The 16,829-nt window shown below is 53.5% G+C and carries 17 protein-coding genes; 6 read left to right on the top strand and 11 right to left on the bottom strand.

Annotated features, from left to right (window positions below):
* Positions 1-26: 26 nt before the first annotated feature.
* The 3 genes from RUDLU_RS0116265 (at position 27) to RUDLU_RS0116255 (ending at position 1,326) form a co-directional block, all read left to right on the top strand.
* Positions 27-254, top strand: coding sequence for a hypothetical protein (locus RUDLU_RS0116265; protein ID WP_019989470.1), 228 nt, complete (start codon positions 27-29; stop codon positions 252-254).
* Positions 251-568 carry a type II toxin-antitoxin system PemK/MazF family toxin gene (locus RUDLU_RS0116260; RefSeq protein ID WP_027303128.1) on the top strand — a complete coding sequence of 106 codons (318 nt, stop codon included), beginning with the start codon at positions 251-253 and terminating at the stop codon, positions 566-568. Before RUDLU_RS0116265 ends, RUDLU_RS0116260 begins: the two co-directional genes overlap by 4 nt.
* Positions 569-684: 116 nt before the next feature.
* The gene (locus RUDLU_RS0116255; RefSeq protein ID WP_044130442.1) at positions 685-1,326 is read left to right on the top strand and encodes a DNA-3-methyladenine glycosylase; all 642 of its coding nucleotides are present in this window, start codon (positions 685-687) and stop codon (positions 1,324-1,326) included.
* 95 nt (positions 1,327-1,421) lie between these two features.
* Here RUDLU_RS0116255 and RUDLU_RS0116250 read toward each other — a convergent pair whose 3' ends face one another.
* Positions 1,422-2,009 carry a GNAT family N-acetyltransferase gene (locus RUDLU_RS0116250; RefSeq protein WP_019989467.1) on the bottom strand — a complete coding sequence of 196 codons (588 nt, stop codon included), beginning with the start codon at positions 2,007-2,009 and terminating at the stop codon, positions 1,422-1,424.
* A gap of 171 nt (positions 2,010-2,180) precedes the next feature.
* Between RUDLU_RS0116250 and recA the strand changes: the two genes are divergently transcribed.
* On the top strand, positions 2,181-3,266 hold the full coding sequence (gene recA / locus RUDLU_RS0116245) for a recombinase RecA (RefSeq protein ID WP_019989466.1): 1,086 nt from the start codon (positions 2,181-2,183) through the stop codon (positions 3,264-3,266).
* Between the two features lie 77 nt (positions 3,267-3,343).
* On the opposite strand, the gene RUDLU_RS0116240 is transcribed toward recA, so the two are convergent.
* From RUDLU_RS0116240 to RUDLU_RS0116205, 8 genes are all read right to left on the bottom strand, one after another.
* Entirely contained in the window at positions 3,344-3,919 is a 576-nt protein-coding gene (locus tag RUDLU_RS0116240; protein ID WP_019989465.1) for a hypothetical protein, read from the bottom strand.
* A 419-nt stretch (positions 3,920-4,338) separates the two neighbouring features.
* A complete protein-coding gene (locus RUDLU_RS0116235; protein WP_019989464.1) occupies positions 4,339-5,625 on the bottom strand; it encodes a citrate synthase in 1,287 nt (428 codons plus the stop codon).
* Between the two features lie 202 nt (positions 5,626-5,827).
* Positions 5,828-7,078 (bottom strand): metal-dependent hydrolase family protein, encoded by a 1,251-nt coding sequence (locus tag RUDLU_RS0116230; RefSeq protein WP_019989463.1) that lies wholly within the window; start codon positions 7,076-7,078, stop codon positions 5,828-5,830.
* A complete protein-coding gene (locus RUDLU_RS27595; RefSeq protein WP_019989462.1) occupies positions 7,075-7,488 on the bottom strand; it encodes a hypothetical protein in 414 nt (137 codons plus the stop codon). Before RUDLU_RS27595 ends, RUDLU_RS0116230 begins: the two co-directional genes overlap by 4 nt.
* 40 nt (positions 7,489-7,528) lie before the next feature.
* Positions 7,529-8,035, bottom strand: coding sequence for a hypothetical protein (locus tag RUDLU_RS0116220; protein WP_019989461.1), 507 nt, complete (start codon positions 8,033-8,035; stop codon positions 7,529-7,531).
* Between the two features lie 85 nt (positions 8,036-8,120).
* Positions 8,121-8,957 carry a rod shape-determining protein MreC gene (mreC, locus tag RUDLU_RS0116215; protein WP_019989460.1) on the bottom strand — a complete coding sequence of 279 codons (837 nt, stop codon included), beginning with the start codon at positions 8,955-8,957 and terminating at the stop codon, positions 8,121-8,123.
* A 146-nt stretch (positions 8,958-9,103) separates the two neighbouring features.
* Positions 9,104-10,129 carry a rod shape-determining protein gene (locus RUDLU_RS0116210; RefSeq protein ID WP_019989459.1) on the bottom strand — a complete coding sequence of 342 codons (1,026 nt, stop codon included), beginning with the start codon at positions 10,127-10,129 and terminating at the stop codon, positions 9,104-9,106.
* A 349-nt stretch (positions 10,130-10,478) separates the two neighbouring features.
* Positions 10,479-12,950, bottom strand: a complete 2,472-nt coding sequence (locus RUDLU_RS0116205; RefSeq protein WP_019989458.1) for a ribonucleoside-diphosphate reductase subunit alpha — start codon at positions 12,948-12,950, stop codon at positions 10,479-10,481.
* 462 nt (positions 12,951-13,412) lie between these two features.
* On the opposite strand from RUDLU_RS0116205, the gene RUDLU_RS0116200 reads away from it, so the two are divergent.
* Complete coding sequence (locus RUDLU_RS0116200; protein WP_019989457.1) at positions 13,413-13,655, top strand: type B 50S ribosomal protein L31; 243 nt, start codon at positions 13,413-13,415, stop codon at positions 13,653-13,655.
* 321 nt (positions 13,656-13,976) lie between these two features.
* Complete coding sequence (locus RUDLU_RS0116195) at positions 13,977-15,569, top strand: hypothetical protein (RefSeq protein ID WP_027303126.1); 1,593 nt, start codon at positions 13,977-13,979, stop codon at positions 15,567-15,569.
* A gap of 23 nt (positions 15,570-15,592) precedes the next feature.
* Here RUDLU_RS0116195 and RUDLU_RS27590 read toward each other — a convergent pair whose 3' ends face one another.
* Together RUDLU_RS27590 and RUDLU_RS0116185 are read right to left on the bottom strand one after the other, a co-directional pair.
* Complete coding sequence (locus RUDLU_RS27590) at positions 15,593-15,919, bottom strand: thioredoxin domain-containing protein (protein ID WP_044130438.1); 327 nt, start codon at positions 15,917-15,919, stop codon at positions 15,593-15,595.
* 132 nt (positions 15,920-16,051) lie between these two features.
* Positions 16,052-16,813, bottom strand: a complete 762-nt coding sequence (locus tag RUDLU_RS0116185) for an SDR family NAD(P)-dependent oxidoreductase (RefSeq protein ID WP_019989454.1) — start codon at positions 16,811-16,813, stop codon at positions 16,052-16,054.
* Positions 16,814-16,829: the final 16 nt, after the last annotated feature.

Here is a 16,829-nt window from a genome sequence, read left to right as displayed (position 1 = left end):
TTTTTACATAAACAACCTATCGGGCCATGAATCGTCAACAACTGCTGGATCAGGCTTTACAAACGATCGATCAGCTTCCTGACGAACGAATCAGCGAGGTGATCGACTTTGCCTCCTTCATGCTTAAAAAGCATGAGGAGACGGCGCTTCAGAAAGGTATCGAACAGTTGGTCGAAACGTCGGACGCTTTCGCCTTTTTGAAAGACGAAGAAGATATATATACCTTGAACGATCTGAAAGAGCGGTACCGGTGAAACAAGGCGACTTGATATTGATTCCGTTTCCGTTCACGGATTTGTCAGGCAGCAAAATCCGCCCGGCCCCGGCGTTGATGGACACGGCTCAAGATGTGACGCTGGCCTTTATTTCCACGCAACTTCACTGGCAGCAGCCGACGGACGTTTTGTTGCAGCCAAGCTCCATAAATGGCCTTAAAAAGCCCTCCTTACTCCGGTTGAGTAAACTCGCCACGATTGATCAGCATTTAGTTCAGGGCAAGTTGGGCGAACTAACCGAACGAGAATTAGCTACTGTTCGGCAAAATTTGCGTCTGTTGCTGAACTTATAAAATAAAGTCATAGCCTCCGGTGTATTTGCCGATATGATGAGTATTGGTAGTTATCTGGGGTAAAAACAATCGGGGTCTTGCCAGCTGTTATAGGTAGCAAGACCCCGATTGTTTTTATGTCGCTCACAACACTCCCACTTTCGTTCTATCAGGATCACGACACCCTCACGCTGGCGCAGCGGCTGCTGGGTTGCGAACTGGTGCACATAACCCCCGAAGGGCGCACAGCTGGTATTATCGTTGAAACCGAAGGGTACATCACCGGCGACCCGGCCTGCCACGCGTACCGGCGCGAAACGAAGCGCAATGCCGCCATGTTTGGCCCGGCCGGTACGTTGTACGTGTACCAGATTTACAACCACTACCACTGCATCAATGTCGTGACGGGCCCGGCCGGTGTGGGTGAGGCCGTCCTGATCCGCGCCCTCGAACCCACCGACGGGGTCGACCTGATGACGTACCGACGCAATGAAGCCTTCAAAACAGGGTTTGCCCGCTACCGTAACAACACCATCGACGGCACCACTCCCGAAGGTTTCCGGAATCTCTGCAATGGTCCGAGCAAGCTCGTTATCGCTCTGGGTATCAGCCGATCGGAGCACAATTTCAGTTCGCTCGTAACAGGTCCGGTGGGCATTACCCCACCCGTACTGGATACCTTCGACATGGTTACGACGACCCGCATCGGCATCACCCACGGCGCCGACCTACCCTACCGGTACTACATCAAGGGCAACCGGTTTGTGAGTAAGAAGTAGGATAATGAGTAATGAGTAATGAGTAATGAGTAATGAATAATGGGCTGACACGTCAACCGTATTCCAGCGCCAACTCACTGTTCACTGTTCATTGTTCACTGTTCACTGTTAATTGTTCGTTGTTCATTGTTCCAGTCCCACACAACTACGACCCACTCTTCCGCAGCGGCTGGCTCATGGAACGAGTGTACGGCCCGAAACCCAACCCGCTCATGTGCGCGTAGCGACCGTGTATTGCGGGCCGATATATCAGTGATAAACAACCGAAACCGGTCGCTGTAAACAGCCCGATGTTTCTGGTACAAGCGATCGAAGATCCCCTGCCCCCGGTAGTCTTTGTCAACACAAACCTGGCCAACCACATAGTAGGGGTACATATTCAGCATCTGTCCCTCGTAAGGCACTGTATCGAGCAGTGCAAACAAGCTTTCCAATTCGGGCACGAAGGCCAGTGCTCCGGGCATCGCCGTGATGGCGTACCCCACTACCCGGTCGCCGTCTTTGGCGATTACGCTGGGGCCCAACTTGTGCATCTGCTGCATCTGGCTGAGGGTGTACTGGAGCGTGACAAAGCCTTGCGCCTGTTGTACTTCAGATGGCAGATTGCGCGATAAATTCTGGGTCTGAAGCGCCAAAATGCCCATCAGATCGGCCTCGGTACGAGCCGTGTCTATTTGAATCATTTTATTACTTTTTAATGGGTGCATCTGTGTATCAAAATAGGGCAATAACCGTCCTAAACAGGCTAGAAACGGGCTTTTCAGGGGTATCTGACCCGCTGCAAATATCTTCGGAAATCATTTGGTAAACCGAATAAAAAAACGTAATTTTATAAGCTTAATCAAATACAACAAATGGCTAAAACAGACATGGCGCAAGCCACAGCCAGTGCGACAGACAGCAAGCTGAAAGCACTGCAAACAACCATCGAGAAGCTTGACAAAGCCTTTGGCAAAGGAACGGTAATGCGGCTGAGCGAAAGCAAGGTTGTGGATGTTCCGGTTATCTCGACAGGTTCGCTGGGTCTTGATCTGGCGCTCGGAATTGGCGGTATGCCACGCGGGCGTGTCGTTGAAATTTACGGCCCTGAATCATCAGGTAAAACCACGCTGACGATGCACTGCATCGCCGAAGCGCAGAAAAATGGTGGCCTCGCTGCCTTTATCGATGCCGAACACGCTTTCGACCGTGTGTATGCCGAGAAGCTGGGTATCGACACTAAAAACCTCCTGATTGCTCAGCCCGACAATGGCGAGCAAGCCCTCGAAATTGCCGAGCACCTCATCAGTTCAGGTGCCATCGATATTCTCGTGATTGACTCCGTGGCGGCCCTCGTTCCCAAGGCCGAAATCGAAGGTGAAATGGGCGAGAGCAAGATGGGTCTTCAGGCCCGTTTAATGTCGCAAGCCCTGCGGAAACTGACGGGTGTGATCAACAAAACAGGGTGCTGCTGCATCTTTATCAACCAGTTGCGGGAGAAAATCGGGGTGATGTTTGGTAACCCAGAAACCACAACCGGTGGTAATGCCCTTAAATTCTACGCATCAGTCCGTTTGGATATTCGCCGGATCGGTCAGATCAAAGAAGGTGCCGACAATGTTGTGGGTAACCGGGCTAAAGTTAAGGTGGTGAAAAACAAACTCGCTGCGCCTTTCAAAGTGGTTGAGTTTGACATCATGTACGGTCAGGGTATCTCGAAAGTAGGCGAAGTTCTCGACCTAGCTGTAGAGATGGAAATCGTGAAGAAATCAGGTTCTTGGTTCTCGTACGATGGCAACCGCCTGGCACAGGGCCGTGACGCCGTGAAGGAACTGCTGCTCGATAACCCTGAACTGATGGGTGAAATCGAAGCGAAGATCCGGGCCAAAATCAACGAAGACGAAAACGCCCTTCTCGATCCGATTGGTGGCGCTGAAGACGACGGCGAAGGCGACGAGTAAGCCGAACGCACATTGTATAGGCAAAAAGGCCGGAAACGTTTGTTTCCGGCCTTTTTGTTTGCCCAACCGGGCACCCGTTAGCGGTACGTTCCGTCCGGCCCTCGCAGCTTCGTAACAAACTCGCCCTGGTCAATTCGAATACTGTCGGGCGAGTGGGTCGACTGCCGGCTGTCAATCACCAGAAACAACCCAAAACGCCCCTTTATTTCCCCCTTGAGCGAATCGTACGCGACAATGGTAAGCCCATTTCCCCAACGCCCCGGTTTATACGTGCTGCTGAAGCCAATCGGCATTTTGGCGGTCAGCGTTGAGCCGATTGTATCGGTCGCACAGAACAAGTTGGCGTAGTCTGTCTTAAACCGGCTAAGCGTGCAGACCCGTTTTGGAATATTGGCCAGGGTAAACGTCAGTAATTCTTCGCCCTCATCGTTGAACTCAGTGATGAACACATCGAAAGCATGGGCGTTGCAGGGGGTTCGGCTGGTGGCCCAAATGCGCGGATTTTGCAGAACTCGCCCATTACGCGTTCCCGACACGCTTCCCCAGTACTGCGCCGAATACGCCGACGGTGGACCAGGCTTCGCGATTTTAGTCAGACAGCCCGATAGTATGAACACGCAAAGGAGAGCCACAGCAGGCGTAGAGAATGGCATACGTGATTGATTGTCGCTATTCGTATTGAGACGTTTATCCTTACCCCAGAGCACATTTTTTTCGATAAACGGTAGCTAATGCCTGAATAAGCCTCAAAACCTGCTCTGCCCGGCAGAAGAAAAAAATATTTACGTTTTTTCTCTCAGCACGAAATCCATACCCTTAAACTATCCGTATATACTTTCACGTATTCCTAAAACCAGCCCAAAACTGGGGCTGTTATGTAAAACCTAAATAGACAATCGACTAGTCAATCTGCATAAACAGCACTGGAGGCTTTTGTGCAACTTACCGACTTTCTATGACATACAATTTACCTGACAACAGGCCGAATCAGGGGTGATACAGGCTTGTTGTTAACCAGCAAAAAACCCCGGCCAAAGTGCCGGGGTTTTTTCTTATCCATAACTGGTAATTCTTAGCGCTCGCTGATGGGTACAAACGACCGCAGGGGCGAGCCGGTGTACACCTGACGTGGCCGACCAATGGGGTCTTTGGTTTCCCGCATTTCTTTCCACTGAGCAATCCAGCCCGGCAAACGGCCAATAGCAAACATAACCGTAAACATATTGGTCGGGATACCCAGCGCGCGGTAAATGATACCCGAATAGAAGTCAACGTTCGGGTACAGTTTACGCTGAATGAAGTATTCATCGTTCAGAGCGGCTTCTTCAAGGCCTTTGGCAATCTCAAGAACCGGATCATTCACGCCCAGCTTGTTCAGCACGTCGTCGGCCGCTTTTTTGATGATTTTGGCCCGTGGGTCGAAGTTTTTGTACACCCGGTGTCCGAAACCGAAGAGACGGAAGCCCGTTTGCTTGGCATTCTTAGCCATCTCGATGTACTTGGCTACGTCACCACCATCATTGCGGATGTCTTCGAGCATCTCGATTACTTCCTGGTTGGCACCACCGTGCAGCGGTCCCCAAAGGGCGTTGATACCCGCCGAAATAGACGAATACAGGTTAGCCCGCGACGAACCCACCAGACGAACCGTTGAGGTTGAGCAGTTTTGTTCGTGGTCAGCGTGCAGAATCAGCAGCACGTTCAGGGCTTCAGCCACTACCGGGTCTACAGTGTACTCTTCAACCGGCAGCGCAAACATCATGTGCAGGAAGTTTGAGCAGTAATCCAGCGAATTTTTGGGGTAGTTGACCGGGTGCCCCTGCGACTTTTTATACGACCAGGTGGCAATGGTTGGCAGCTTGGCCAGTAACCGGACAATGTGCAGATCGGTCTGATCGGGCAGCTTGTCGTTGTACGAATCGGGGTAAAAAGCACTCATGGCACTCACCAGCGACGACAGCACGCCCATGGGGTGCGCGTTGACCGGGAAGCCTTCAAAAATCTTGCGCATATCTTCGTTCACCATCGTATGGCGACGAATCGACGCTTCAAACTTCGATAATTGTTCCTGGGTTGGGAGTTCACCGTAGATAAGCAGGTACGCTACTTCGAGGAAACTTGCCTTCTCCGCTAATTCTTCGATGGCATACCCCCGGTACCGGAGAATTCCTTCTTCTCCATCCAGGAACGTGATTCCACTTTGCGTGGCTCCTGTATTTTTATACCCTTTATCTAACGTGATGAACCCCGTTTGGTCACGGAGGTTAGAGATGTCGATTGCTTTTTCGTGCTCGCTCCCCTCCAGAGTGGGAAACTGATACGATTGGCCATCAACGTGTAATTCAGCGACGTTTGCCATAAAATTCGGTTCGGTAAGCTATTCAGGTTTAACGGATTAATGCACTGATCAATGCGAGAGCAGACCTCTGTAGGTCATCCCACAGCTCGACCGGCGAAATTAAGGCAAAAACAAACCCGAAGGCTTTTTGTATCCGTAAAATCTCCGTTTTAGGTCTACTCTATTCTGAAGAAACACAAAAACCGGAGGCTAAGTTTACGGCTTATGGCGTAGTTACGAGCTTACCACCCTTCATTACCAGCTTTACCCGCCGAACAGCCCCCATTTCCTGCACGGGGTTACCAGTCACCGCCACCAGATCGGCCAGCAACCCGGCTTTCACACGGCCCCGGTCGGTAAGGCCAAACACATCCGCATTGACCGACGTAGCTGAACGGAGTACCGCAAGGGGTGCCATGCCGTACTCGACCATCATCTCCAGCTCGCGGGCGTTATCGCCATGGGCAAACACCCCCACATCGCCCCCAAAGCAAATGGTAACGCCGGCATCGAGCGCCTGCCGAAACGTGGTGCGTTTGTTCCGGATCCGCTCCGGCTCGGGCTCCTGCCCTTTTCGCCAGCCCCGGTACTGACTCACGGCATCGCCAGCGGCCAGGGTGGGGCATAGCGCCACTCCGCGTTCTTTCATCAGGGCAAAAATTTCGGGTGTACCGGCATCGCCATGTTCCAGCGTGCGGCAACCGGCCAGAATAGCCCGGCGCATGCCTTCGGCCGTACCGGCATGTGCCACCACCGCCCGGCCACTGCTCGCGGCTACTTCGACCATCAGCTTCAGCTCGTCGAGAGTGAACGTAGGGCGGGCGTCGGCCATCAGTCCCCAGCGGTAGTCGGCATAGACTTTCACCACGTCGGCCCCTTTGCCAATCTGCCGCCGAACAGCCTGTATTAACTGATCGTGCCCGTTGGCCTCTTCGGCCCCCTGCGGCACCTCAATATCGGGGCTAAAACTTTTGGGACCGTAACTGCCCGTGGCAATCAGTGCCCGCGTGGCTACCACCATGCGCGGCCCCGGAATAATACCTTTGTCGATAGCCTGTTTGAGCCCCACGTCGTCGTAGTCGGCCCCTTCGGTACCCAGATCCCGAACCGTCGTGAAGCCAGCCAACAGGGTTTTTCGGGCGTGTACGGTGGCCCGGGCAACGCGTTCGCTGCGGGCTTCGCGCAGTACCTGATCGTCCCAGGGTGTTTCGTTGTACGGGTGCAGCAACAGATGCGAATGCCCTTCAATCAGGCCGGGCATGAGCGTCGTGCCGCGCAGGTCGATCAGCTGGGCACCCTCGGCCCGGATTTCGGCCGCAGGGCCTACGGCTTCAATCCGGTCATTGTTGACCCGTACGGCCCAACCCTCGCGCATTACTTCCCCATCAAATACCCGATCGGGCCGGAGTACGACCGACTGTGCCTTCGCTACCCCAATCAGCAGCGACAACGCCAGTATCAAATAGGATTTCAACGAATTCCGCGGTTTTGGGTGAGAGCGTCGTAAAACGTTTTCCCGAATACAAGCACAACCAGCCCCGGCAGCAACATAGCGCCGGCCTTGAAACCCGCACCTGTCAGCTTATACACACCGGTGGTAAACTGCCCCACGCTCTGCACCAGCCAGATCAGCCCGGCAATGGTCAGCATGGCCAGAAGGATAATGGCGATAGGCCGCTTGAAAAACCGACGGGCTGCCCCGCCCAGCAACAGGGCAACGGCCGTCACACCAGCTACCGTACCCAACGCCCGTGGAAACGTGCTGATGTAATCGTATTCAAACAAAAACACGCCTACCCGGCCAATGAGGTTGGGGTTGGCCAGGAGCCAGGCATCCAGCACGACCAGCACCAGAAGCAGCACGTAAAAAAAGGGATTGCGCATGGAGTTTATTGACGTCGGACACCGCCCGACCGTTGACATTTTAGTTTCGGGTAAAGAACTGAATCAACACAATACTAACCGACGTGAGTACGGCGCTGGCAGCCGTGCGGATAAGTGTCGGGATGATGAGCGTCAGGCTACTGGCTTCGATGAAAAACAGAGCTGCGTGGTGGATAAGGGCCATGGTGAGTACATACCGGAAAAACGTGCCCGTGCCTAACTCTCCCAAACTGAGCCCCAATCGAAACTCCTGCCCCGGCTGATCAATCTGCACCCGCGTCACCAACGGCCGAAAGTAGGCCATCAACACAGTGGCAGCCGCGTGCATACCGAGCGTATTGTAAAACGTGTCGATGATGATACCGGTACCGAACGCAATGAGCAGACATGCGGTCATGCTCAGCTCGTAGGGCAACAGCACGATGGCGGCAATGTAGACAAAACAAAACGCATAGTCGAACAGAACGAGGTTGCGCACAATCAGAATCTGTAGCACCACGTACAGCACAAACAGAAACGTATAATTCAGGATCTCGCGAATGGTCATTTCAGTGGGCAATTAACAACGAACAGTGAACAGCAAATGATACTTAATATCTGTTCGTTGCTCATTGTTCACTGTTCATTGTTACTTATTTTTCATTTTCAACTTGCTTTTCCAACTGCTCCTGCTCGTTTTGAAGTCGGTTTTCTACGACGTACACAAACGACAGGTTGCTAAAGTTGGTAGCCAGATCAAGCGTAATATCATGGAAGGTCTGATTGGGTTGTACTCCCACCGACCGTACCCGGCCGACCAAAATACCCGGCGGGAATGTGGAGTTGAACTCCGACGATACAACCGAGTCGCCTTTGTTCACGGGCTTGTACCGCGAAATATCCAGCAGCTTCATGCGGTGCGGGTCTACCCCATCCCATTTAGCTGACCCAATTTCGTCGGCCTTCACGAGCTTCGACGACACGAGGAATTCGGAGTGCAGAATCGACGTCACCACCGAAAAATGGCGGTTGCAGAGTTTCACCTTGCCCACAACACCAGTCGGCGAAATAACGCCCATACCCGGCCGGATACCATCGTCGGTGCCTTTGTCGATGGTAATGTAGTTGTTGGCAAACTGCGTGGTGTTGTTGATCACCTTAGCCACCGTGTAGGTAAACCGATTGGCAAAGATCGAATCGGCCTTGTAGGCGGCCGGGGCAGCCGGGGCCCCTTGTTGCAGGCGCGTCAGCTGGGCGTGCAACTGTTCGTTTTCGAGGGCAAGGTCAGCGTTTACGCGGTGCAGTTCGGTGTACTCGCGGGCCGCGTTGGACCACGCCAACATACGGGCGGCATACGCGTTGGAGGTATTGAAAAAGCTCGCACTCCAGTAATTATTCGTGTTGATGATGAAGTAGAAGCACAAGACTTCGAGCAACACAAACAAGATGAAATTTCGGCTACGGAGAATAAAATATCCTAACTGCTCCATATGGTTCGGGCGGGTAGTCGGTCCGGTTTGGCTTTGCTATGTATGCAAAAATAGGTTTGAGCCGTTGCCCAAACCTATTTTTCTAATGATGAGTGATGAACGATGAGTAATCATGCGTCAGCAAATTCATCACTCATCGTTCATCACTATGAAATCAGTACCGACTTGTAGAGGTCAAGGTTTTTGATCACCTCGCCTGTTCCTTTCACCACGGCCTTGAGCGGGTCGTCGGCTACGTGGATCGGCAGTTTGGTTTTGGCCGCCAAACGCTTGTCGAGGCCATGCAGCAAGGCTCCGCCACCCGTCAGGTGAATACCGTTGGTGTAAATATCAGCCGACAGCTCCGGGGGCGACACCTCCAGGGCTTTCATCACCGCTTCTTCAATCTTCGAAATAGACTTGTCGAGCGCGTAGGCAATTTCGCTGTAGGTAACCTTAATTTCTTTCGGGATACCCGTCATCAGGTCACGACCCCGGATTTCGTAATCCGACGGTGGGTTATCGAGTTCGGGCAGGGCCGACCCCACTTCCATCTTGATTTGCTCGGCCGACCGCTCACCGATGAGCAGGTTGTGCTCCCGGCGCATGTAATCGACAATATCACGGGTAAACACGTCGCCCGCAATCCGGATCGACTGTTCGCAGACAATACCCGAGAGGGCAATCACGGCGATTTCGGTGGTTCCCCCGCCGATATCCACAATCATGGTACCGTTGGGCTGCGTAATATCGATACCGATACCAATAGCGGCCGCAATGGGCTCATGCACCATGTACACCTCTTTCGCACCGGCGTGTTCGGCGGAGTCCTTCACGGCCCGCTTCTCTACCTCTGTAATACCCGAGGGAATGCAGATAACCATCCGGTGTGAGGGCGAAAAGAGCTTGCTCCCGGTGTCGATCATCTTGATCAATCCCCGAATCATCAATTCGGCGGCTGTAAAGTCGGCAATTACACCATCTTTCAGCGGCCGGATGGTCTTGATGTTTTCGTTGGTCTTTTCGTGCATCTGCATGGCCTTATGACCAATTGCAAGCACTTTACCACTGGCCTTATCCATTGCGATAATTGAAGGCTCATCCACCACAATCCGATCCTTGTGAATAATCAAGGTATTCGCCGTGCCCAGGTCAATCGCAATGTCGCTGGTTAGAAAATTAAAAAGTCCCATTTCAGGCGTTTTACAAAGGCGCTTTAAGTACGTTCGGTTTTCGTAAGAAAGTGCAAAAGTATAGATAATTCCAGAGAATTCCCGAAGCTTAGTCCAGTCAATTAATGGTTTTTAAATGAAAGCGGTAAATGGCGTTGTATGAGCCCGGTAAGTGGTCCCGGCAAGTAATTTAAATTGAGTATTAAACCGGTCTGCACAATATTTCGTCAACAGGTAGTTGCCAAAAATCGGCCGCCGTGGACACGGGGCCGGCTGTCCAATTTTGTCTATCAACAAAAACTCCCGGTCGTGCCCTGTGCACAACCGGGAGTGTGTTACCTCACCGGGCTATACGCCCGCAGGTGATGGTTTATGAGCCGCACATTTCGCAACCTTCGGGATCGTCGAGCGAGCACTGCATGGCTGCATAGGCCATATCCGTGTCCGACACCACCGGTACCGGTTGAGCCGCAGCCTGCTCTTTGGCATAGCCAACGTAGTCGAGCGGCTTCTCAACGGGGGCGGTTTCGGCCATGGCGGGCTCAATCTGCACCTCGGCCTGCGGCTGTACCACCGTGAACTTCACGGCATCGGTAGCGGCCTTGGTACGGAGGTAATACATACCCGTTTTCAGACCGGCTTTCCAGGCGTAGAAGTGCATCGACGTCAGCTTGCCAAAGTTGGGGTCCTGAATGTGAATGTTCAGTGACTGCGACTGACAGATGTACGCGCCCCGGTCGGCAGCCATATCGATGATATGCTTCTGCTTGATCTCCCAAACCGTTTTGTACAGGTCTTTGATATTCTGCGGGATACCCGGAATCTGCTGAACCGAGCCGTTGGCCAACACGAGGTTGTTTTTCATGGTCTCGTTCCACAGGCCCAGCTTCACGAGGTCGCGGAGCAGGTGCTTGTTGACCACGATAAACTCGCCCGACAGTACGCGCCGGGTGTAGATGTTGCTCGTGTAGGGTTCGAAGCACTCGTTGTTACCCAGAATCTGACTCGTTGAGGCAGTTGGCATAGGAGCCAGCAGGAGCGAGTTACGCACCCCGTGCTCTACCACATCTTTCCGCAGCGACTCCCAATCCCAACGGCCCGACTTGGGCGATGTGCCCCACATATCGAACTGGAACTGACCTTCCGAAATAGGAGAGCCTTTCCAGGTTTCGTAGGGGCCGTCTACTTTCGCCAGCTCCATCGAGGCCGTCATCGACCCGAAGTAGATAGTTTCGAAAATATCTTCGTTCAGTCGGCGGGCTTCGTCCGACTCAAACGGCATCCGCAACATAATGAACGCATCGGCCAGGCCCTGCACACCCAACCCGATGGGGCGGTGCCGCATGTTCGACCGGCGGGCCTCCTCTACGGGGTAGTAGTTGAGGTCGATAATCTTGTTGAGGTTGCGGGTTACTACTTTCGTCACCTCATACAGTTTCTGGTGATCGAAGCGCAGAATCCCGTCTTCGCCCCGGTTGATAAACTTGGGCAGGGCTATTGAGGCCAGGTTACACACCGCCACTTCGTCGGGCGAGGTGTACTCCATAATCTCGGTACACAGGTTCGACGACTTGATCGTGCCCAGGTTTTTCTGGTTCGATTTCCGGTTGGCCGAATCCTTAAACAGCATGTAGGGCGTGCCGGTCTCGGTCTGCGATTGCAGAATCTCGAACCACAGGTCCTGCGCCTTGATGGTTTTGCGGGCCCGACCTTCGCGCTCGTACCGGGTGTACAGTTCTTCAAACTCCTCGCCGTAGCAATCGCTCAGGCCGGGGCACTCGTGCGGGCAAAACAGCGACCAAACGTCGTCATCTTCGACCCGTTTCATAAACAGATCGGGCGTCCAGAGGGCGTAGAACAAATCGCGGGCGCGGACTTCTTCTTTTCCGTTGTTTTTCTTCAGTTGCAGGAAATCGAAGATGTCGGCATGCCAGGGCTCCAGATACACCGCAAACGAACCTTTGCGCTTACCACCACCCTGATCCACGTAGCGGGCCGTGTCGTTGAATACGCGCAACATCGGCACAATACCGTTGGAGGTTCCGTTGGTGCCTTTAATATAGGTACCCGTAGCCCGCACGTTATGGATGCTCAGACCAATACCCCCGGCCGACTGCGAGATTTTGGCGGTCTGCTTCAGGGTGTCGTAGATACCCTCGATGCTGTCGTCTTTCATCGTCAGCAGGAAACAGCTCGACATTTGCGGCTTGGGCGTTCCCGCGTTGAACAGAGTCGGGGTAGCGTGGGTAAACCACTTTTCCGACAGCAGGTTGTAGGTCTCAACGGCCGCTTCAATATCGTCCATGTGAATACCAACGGCTACGCGCATAAGCATATGCTGCGGGCGCTCGGCGATGCGACCATCCAGCTTGAGCAGGTACGATTTTTCGAGCGTCTTGTAGCCGAAATAATCATAGCCATAATCCCGGTCGTAGATGATTGTCGAGTCGAGAAAAGCCGCGTGTTTCCGCACCACGTCGTACACCTCTTTCGAGATCAGAGCCGCGTTTTCGCCGGTCTTCGGATCTACATACTGGTACAGTTTTTTGATGGTACCCGAAAACGACTTGTTGGTTTCCTTGTGCAGGTTCGAAATGGCGATCCGGGCGGCAAGAATGGCGTAATCGGGGTGCCGGGTGGTCATCGAAGCCGCCGTTTCGGCAGCGAGGTTGTCGAGTTCGGTGGTTTTTACGCCATCGTACAATCCATTGACAACTTTCATGGCGACTTCGACCGGCTGTACATACGCGGCATCGAGGCCGTAGCACAGCTTTTCAATGCGGGCGGTAATCTTGTCGAACTTCACCGACTCGCGCCGGCCATCGCGTTTAATTACAAACATGAGCGTGGTATTTTGTTCGGGTTATCTGTATGAATATTTGAGAGTCTTCTGCTCCGGGCCGTTTGTTAACGGAATGTTAAAGGTACGCAAAAGCAGGGTGGCAGCTTGGGCCAGACAAGAAGTCCTTTGAAAAGTCAAAGTCTTCTTTGCCCACGAACAAAAGGGTAAGCGCTAACTATTAGTCAGTTACAAAACCCTATCGCCTATTTGGCCTAAAAAAGATACCAGTGCTATGAGATCGAGAGGAAGGTGGTGCCGAGCGAAGAGGCTGCGAGGTCGTTCGGTAGTGGAAAAATAGTGGACAAACCCTAAAAAAGCCAATCGTAACTCGCTCATGTTTAGCGTATGGCTATGTTTTAGAATTATAGTTTCAAAAGCTTGGCGATCAAGCCAAAACTCTCTAATTTTGCACTCCTTTTCGGTCGGAAACCGAGAAGCAGCACGAAAAACTGGCATAACAGCATGAAAAAGGGCATTCACCCAGAATACCGCGATGTGGTATTCCACGACCTGTCGAGCGATTACAAATTTATTACCCGCTCAACGGTTCAAACCAAAGACAGCATCGAGTTCGAAGGCGCGACTTACCCGCTCGTGAAGATCGAAGTTAGCTCGCAGTCGCACCCATTCTACACCGGCAAGAACGTACTGCTCGACACGACCGGCCGCGTGGACAAGTTCCGCAAGCGTTACGGTACGAAGTAAGTATTACGCTTTCCGATACAACCGGCCCCCAAATACATCAGATGTGTTTGGGGGCCGGTTTGTTTTACAACTAGCCTGTCGAAAGCTCACTTCTCTCGATAAAGCCCATCAATACCGTATCCAAATAATTCAATAAATACCCGAACTTATCCCTACTTACCTACGAAAAATAGTATTTAAGCCCTGCCGTAGCCGCATCGCAAAATCTTAGCCTTACTTTTGCGTTAAAGTTTTGGGCATGTAATGACCCATGTCGGGTGTACACAGATCAGGTCAATCGGTCTACGTACATCGGGCGTTCGTCATTATACACTAATGGACATGATTCTATCCGCTGGACGTTTCTTCTTTCTTTCGATTAGTTTATTACTGGCAATCCGGGTGGTTGGGCAAGACAGCAAACCGCTGCAACTGGTGCTGCCCACGTCGGGCAACTGGAACGAGGTGGCCGAAGGCAGTACCCTGCGGTTTACGCTGAAAGCCACCGGTGGCAAAAGCGACAGCCTGTACTATTCGCTCGCGCAGGGTCGGCTGGATGGTATGCAGTTCGACTCAACGGGGCGCTTCGCGTGGAAACCCGATTTCGACCTCGCCGACCGGATTCAGACCACCCGCACCGTACCACTGTTGTTTGAGGTTCGCAACCGGGCGGGTGAGTCGGCTACGCAAACCGTCGAACTGAAAGTACAGCACGTGAACCGGCCGCCGGTAATTAACGAACTCCGCCCGTTCTACGTGCGCTACCGTACCCAGAACGTGTACAAGCTCGACAGCGAGCAGGTGCGCGACGAAGACGGCGACCCGCTTGTGTTTATCCCGATTGCCGATCAGATGCCCGAAGGAGCCAAGCTGACAGCGCAGGGCGAATGGAGCTGGACTCTCTCGCAGAATCAGTTTAACCGCCTGAAAGAAAAACCGCTGTACATCGAATTCTGGGTGGAAGATCAGCCCGCCAAGAGCCGCACCAAGGGCCGGCTAAAAGTGGAACCTACCCTCATGGACCTGCCGCCTGATATTCAGGTGGTGCCGGGCGAAGCCCGCTACCGACTCCGCGAAAATGCGTCGGTCAACCTCAAGTTTTACCTGTCAGACCCCAACGGTGACGAAGACATTGCCACGTTCGATTTTCTGAGCGACAACCAGTCGATTCCGAAAAGTGCGCTGGTACGGAATACGCCCAATCAGTACGAGTTTATCTGGAAACCCGGTTACGATTTTGTAAAAGACCCGTACGATACGCTGCAAACTACCCTGACGTTTTACGTGCTCGACAAGGCGCAGAATCGCGATGAGCGCCGGATTACGTTTACCGTGGTCAATGCGATCAATGAGGAAGCCAAAGACCGGTACCTGTACGCCCAATACCGGCAGCAGATGGTAACGGCCTGGAATCTGATTGAGCAAATGGCCGAGAAAGAAGAAGAGCTGAAGCACAGCTACCGCAAGGCCAAAAAAGGCAAGCGTAACCGCTCGGTCGCCAATGCCTCACTGGGTGCCGTAACCGGTGTGACCCCGGCCATCACGGGCGCGAGTACGAGCCCCAACGCCCAGAAAAACGGACGTTTAGTGTCGGCCGTGGGTGGTACGGCCGTGCTCACCATGGGCACGCTCGAAGCTACCGAAGTGGTGGGTAAGTCGATGAAAGACTTGCTCGACCGGTACAACTACGTGCTGGGCAAGAAAAGCGAGATTCAGAACAAGGGCGATGTGTTTGCGCGGGAGTTTGCGCTCAAATCGTCGCGCCGGACGGGTGAGTTTGTCAAGCGTCTCGACGATTTCCGGGCGTCGATGAACATCAGCGGCCTGGTGGCGCTTGAGCTCGATGCGGGCTGGCAGAACAAGAAAGAAGCCACCGACCGGGCCATCAAGCGGGTATTCAAGGATTTTGCTCCGCTCGAAGGCGAAGAACAGTAAAATCGTGGCCTTGCCCGACCGGGTTACCCCAGTTGGGTAAGTTGCCCGTCGAGCAAGGCCATCGTTAGTTCGTTGGGCGGTCCCTCCTGCCGCCATCGTTCGGTGCCCTGTTGCACCAGCACCAGGGTCGGAAACTGCCGAATATCAAAACTCTGCACCACCTCGGGGTGACTGGCCTGCTCTACTTTCAGCACCCGCAGCCCCCCTGCCGATCGCTGTTTGATCGCTTCGGCCCAGTCGGTCAGGTGCGAACGCTGCCAGTCGGTGCGGTCGGTCGGCATAAAAATCAACAACACGGTCGATTTGGCCGGCACCCGTATGGGTTGTGTCTCGCTATTACCGGGATGCATGAATGGTTCCGTCTGACGCCACCGCGTTTTGCGCAGCGCATAATATCCTCCGTACGAAATTACCCCCCGGCTTTTGAGCAAACCCTGATCTTTATCAGGCCCGTAACTGATTTTTGTTACCCCACAGTCAAATTAGCCAGCGGTCATGCCGCCATCCATCTGTAGAGCCTGACCGGTACAAAAGGCGTTTTCGTCGGCGCAGAGCCACAAAATAGCCTGAGCAATGTCGGTCGGCTCCCCAAACCGCCCCATCGGAATCACCCGGCGCATCCGGTCTTCCATACCCGGCGCTATGTCGATCAGCGACTGCACCATGGCTGAGTGGGTATAGACCGGGCAAATGGCATTGACCCGAATATTCTGCCGGGCGTACTCGAGCGCGGCCGTCTTCGTGAGCCCAACAACGGCATGTTTGGAGGCACTGTAAGGCGCTCCCATGGGCATGCCGCGCACCCCGGCAATACTGGCTACGTTGACAATGCGGCCGCCTTCGGGTTGGGTAAGCATCTGCCGAATCTGCGCCTGCATCCCGTAAAACACACTCCCTACATTGACAGCCATCATCTGATCGAAGTCGGCGGGGGTTTGGTCGAGTAATTTGGCGAAGCGCCCACCGATACCAGCGTTGTTGACACCTATATCCAGCCGCCCGTACCGAACCACCGTTTGGTCAACAAGGGCTTGCACATCGGCGGGCTGGGCTACATCGCAATGGATATAAACGGCCTCGCCCCCGGCCTGCGTGATCTGCTCAACAGTGGCCTGCCCACCTTCGTCGTTGATGTCGGATACCACAACGCGGGCCCCGGCCTGCGCAAAGGCTATGGCCGTAGCCCGCCCAATTCCTGAGCCGGCCCCGGTGACGAGGGCTACCTGATTCCTGAAAGAAGTCATTGGTGCTTAGTTTGTT

This window comes from Rudanella lutea DSM 19387 (genome assembly GCF_000383955.1).
Lineage (GTDB): Bacteria > Bacteroidota > Bacteroidia > Cytophagales > Spirosomataceae > Rudanella > Rudanella lutea.
This window is presented reverse-complemented; position numbering and strand designations above follow the sequence as displayed.

Excerpts from the sequence above, each read along its gene's own strand:
- RUDLU_RS0116265 (WP_019989470.1), top strand. The coding sequence starts at position 27 with ATGAATCGTCAACAACTGCTGGATCAGGCTTTACAAACGATCGATCAG.
- RUDLU_RS0116255 (WP_044130442.1), top strand. The coding sequence starts at position 685 with ATGTCGCTCACAACACTCCCACTTTCGTTCTATCAGGATCACGACACC.
- RUDLU_RS0116250 (WP_019989467.1), bottom strand. The coding sequence starts at position 2,009 with ATGATTCAAATAGACACGGCTCGTACCGAGGCCGATCTGATGGGCATT.
- recA (WP_019989466.1), top strand. The coding sequence starts at position 2,181 with ATGGCTAAAACAGACATGGCGCAAGCCACAGCCAGTGCGACAGACAGC.
- RUDLU_RS0116240 (WP_019989465.1), bottom strand. The coding sequence starts at position 3,919 with ATGCCATTCTCTACGCCTGCTGTGGCTCTCCTTTGCGTGTTCATACTA.
- RUDLU_RS0116235 (WP_019989464.1), bottom strand. The coding sequence starts at position 5,625 with ATGGCAAACGTCGCTGAATTACACGTTGATGGCCAATCGTATCAGTTT.
- RUDLU_RS27595 (WP_019989462.1), bottom strand. The coding sequence starts at position 7,488 with ATGCGCAATCCCTTTTTTTACGTGCTGCTTCTGGTGCTGGTCGTGCTG.
- RUDLU_RS0116220 (WP_019989461.1), bottom strand. The coding sequence starts at position 8,035 with ATGACCATTCGCGAGATCCTGAATTATACGTTTCTGTTTGTGCTGTAC.
- mreC (WP_019989460.1), bottom strand. The coding sequence starts at position 8,957 with ATGGAGCAGTTAGGATATTTTATTCTCCGTAGCCGAAATTTCATCTTG.
- RUDLU_RS0116210 (WP_019989459.1), bottom strand. The coding sequence starts at position 10,129 with ATGGGACTTTTTAATTTTCTAACCAGCGACATTGCGATTGACCTGGGC.
- RUDLU_RS0116205 (WP_019989458.1), bottom strand. The coding sequence starts at position 12,950 with ATGTTTGTAATTAAACGCGATGGCCGGCGCGAGTCGGTGAAGTTCGAC.
- RUDLU_RS0116200 (WP_019989457.1), top strand. The coding sequence starts at position 13,413 with ATGAAAAAGGGCATTCACCCAGAATACCGCGATGTGGTATTCCACGAC.
- RUDLU_RS0116195 (WP_027303126.1), top strand. The coding sequence starts at position 13,977 with ATGATTCTATCCGCTGGACGTTTCTTCTTTCTTTCGATTAGTTTATTA.
- RUDLU_RS27590 (WP_044130438.1), bottom strand. The coding sequence starts at position 15,919 with ATGCATCCCGGTAATAGCGAGACACAACCCATACGGGTGCCGGCCAAA.
- RUDLU_RS0116185 (WP_019989454.1), bottom strand. The coding sequence starts at position 16,813 with ATGACTTCTTTCAGGAATCAGGTAGCCCTCGTCACCGGGGCCGGCTCA.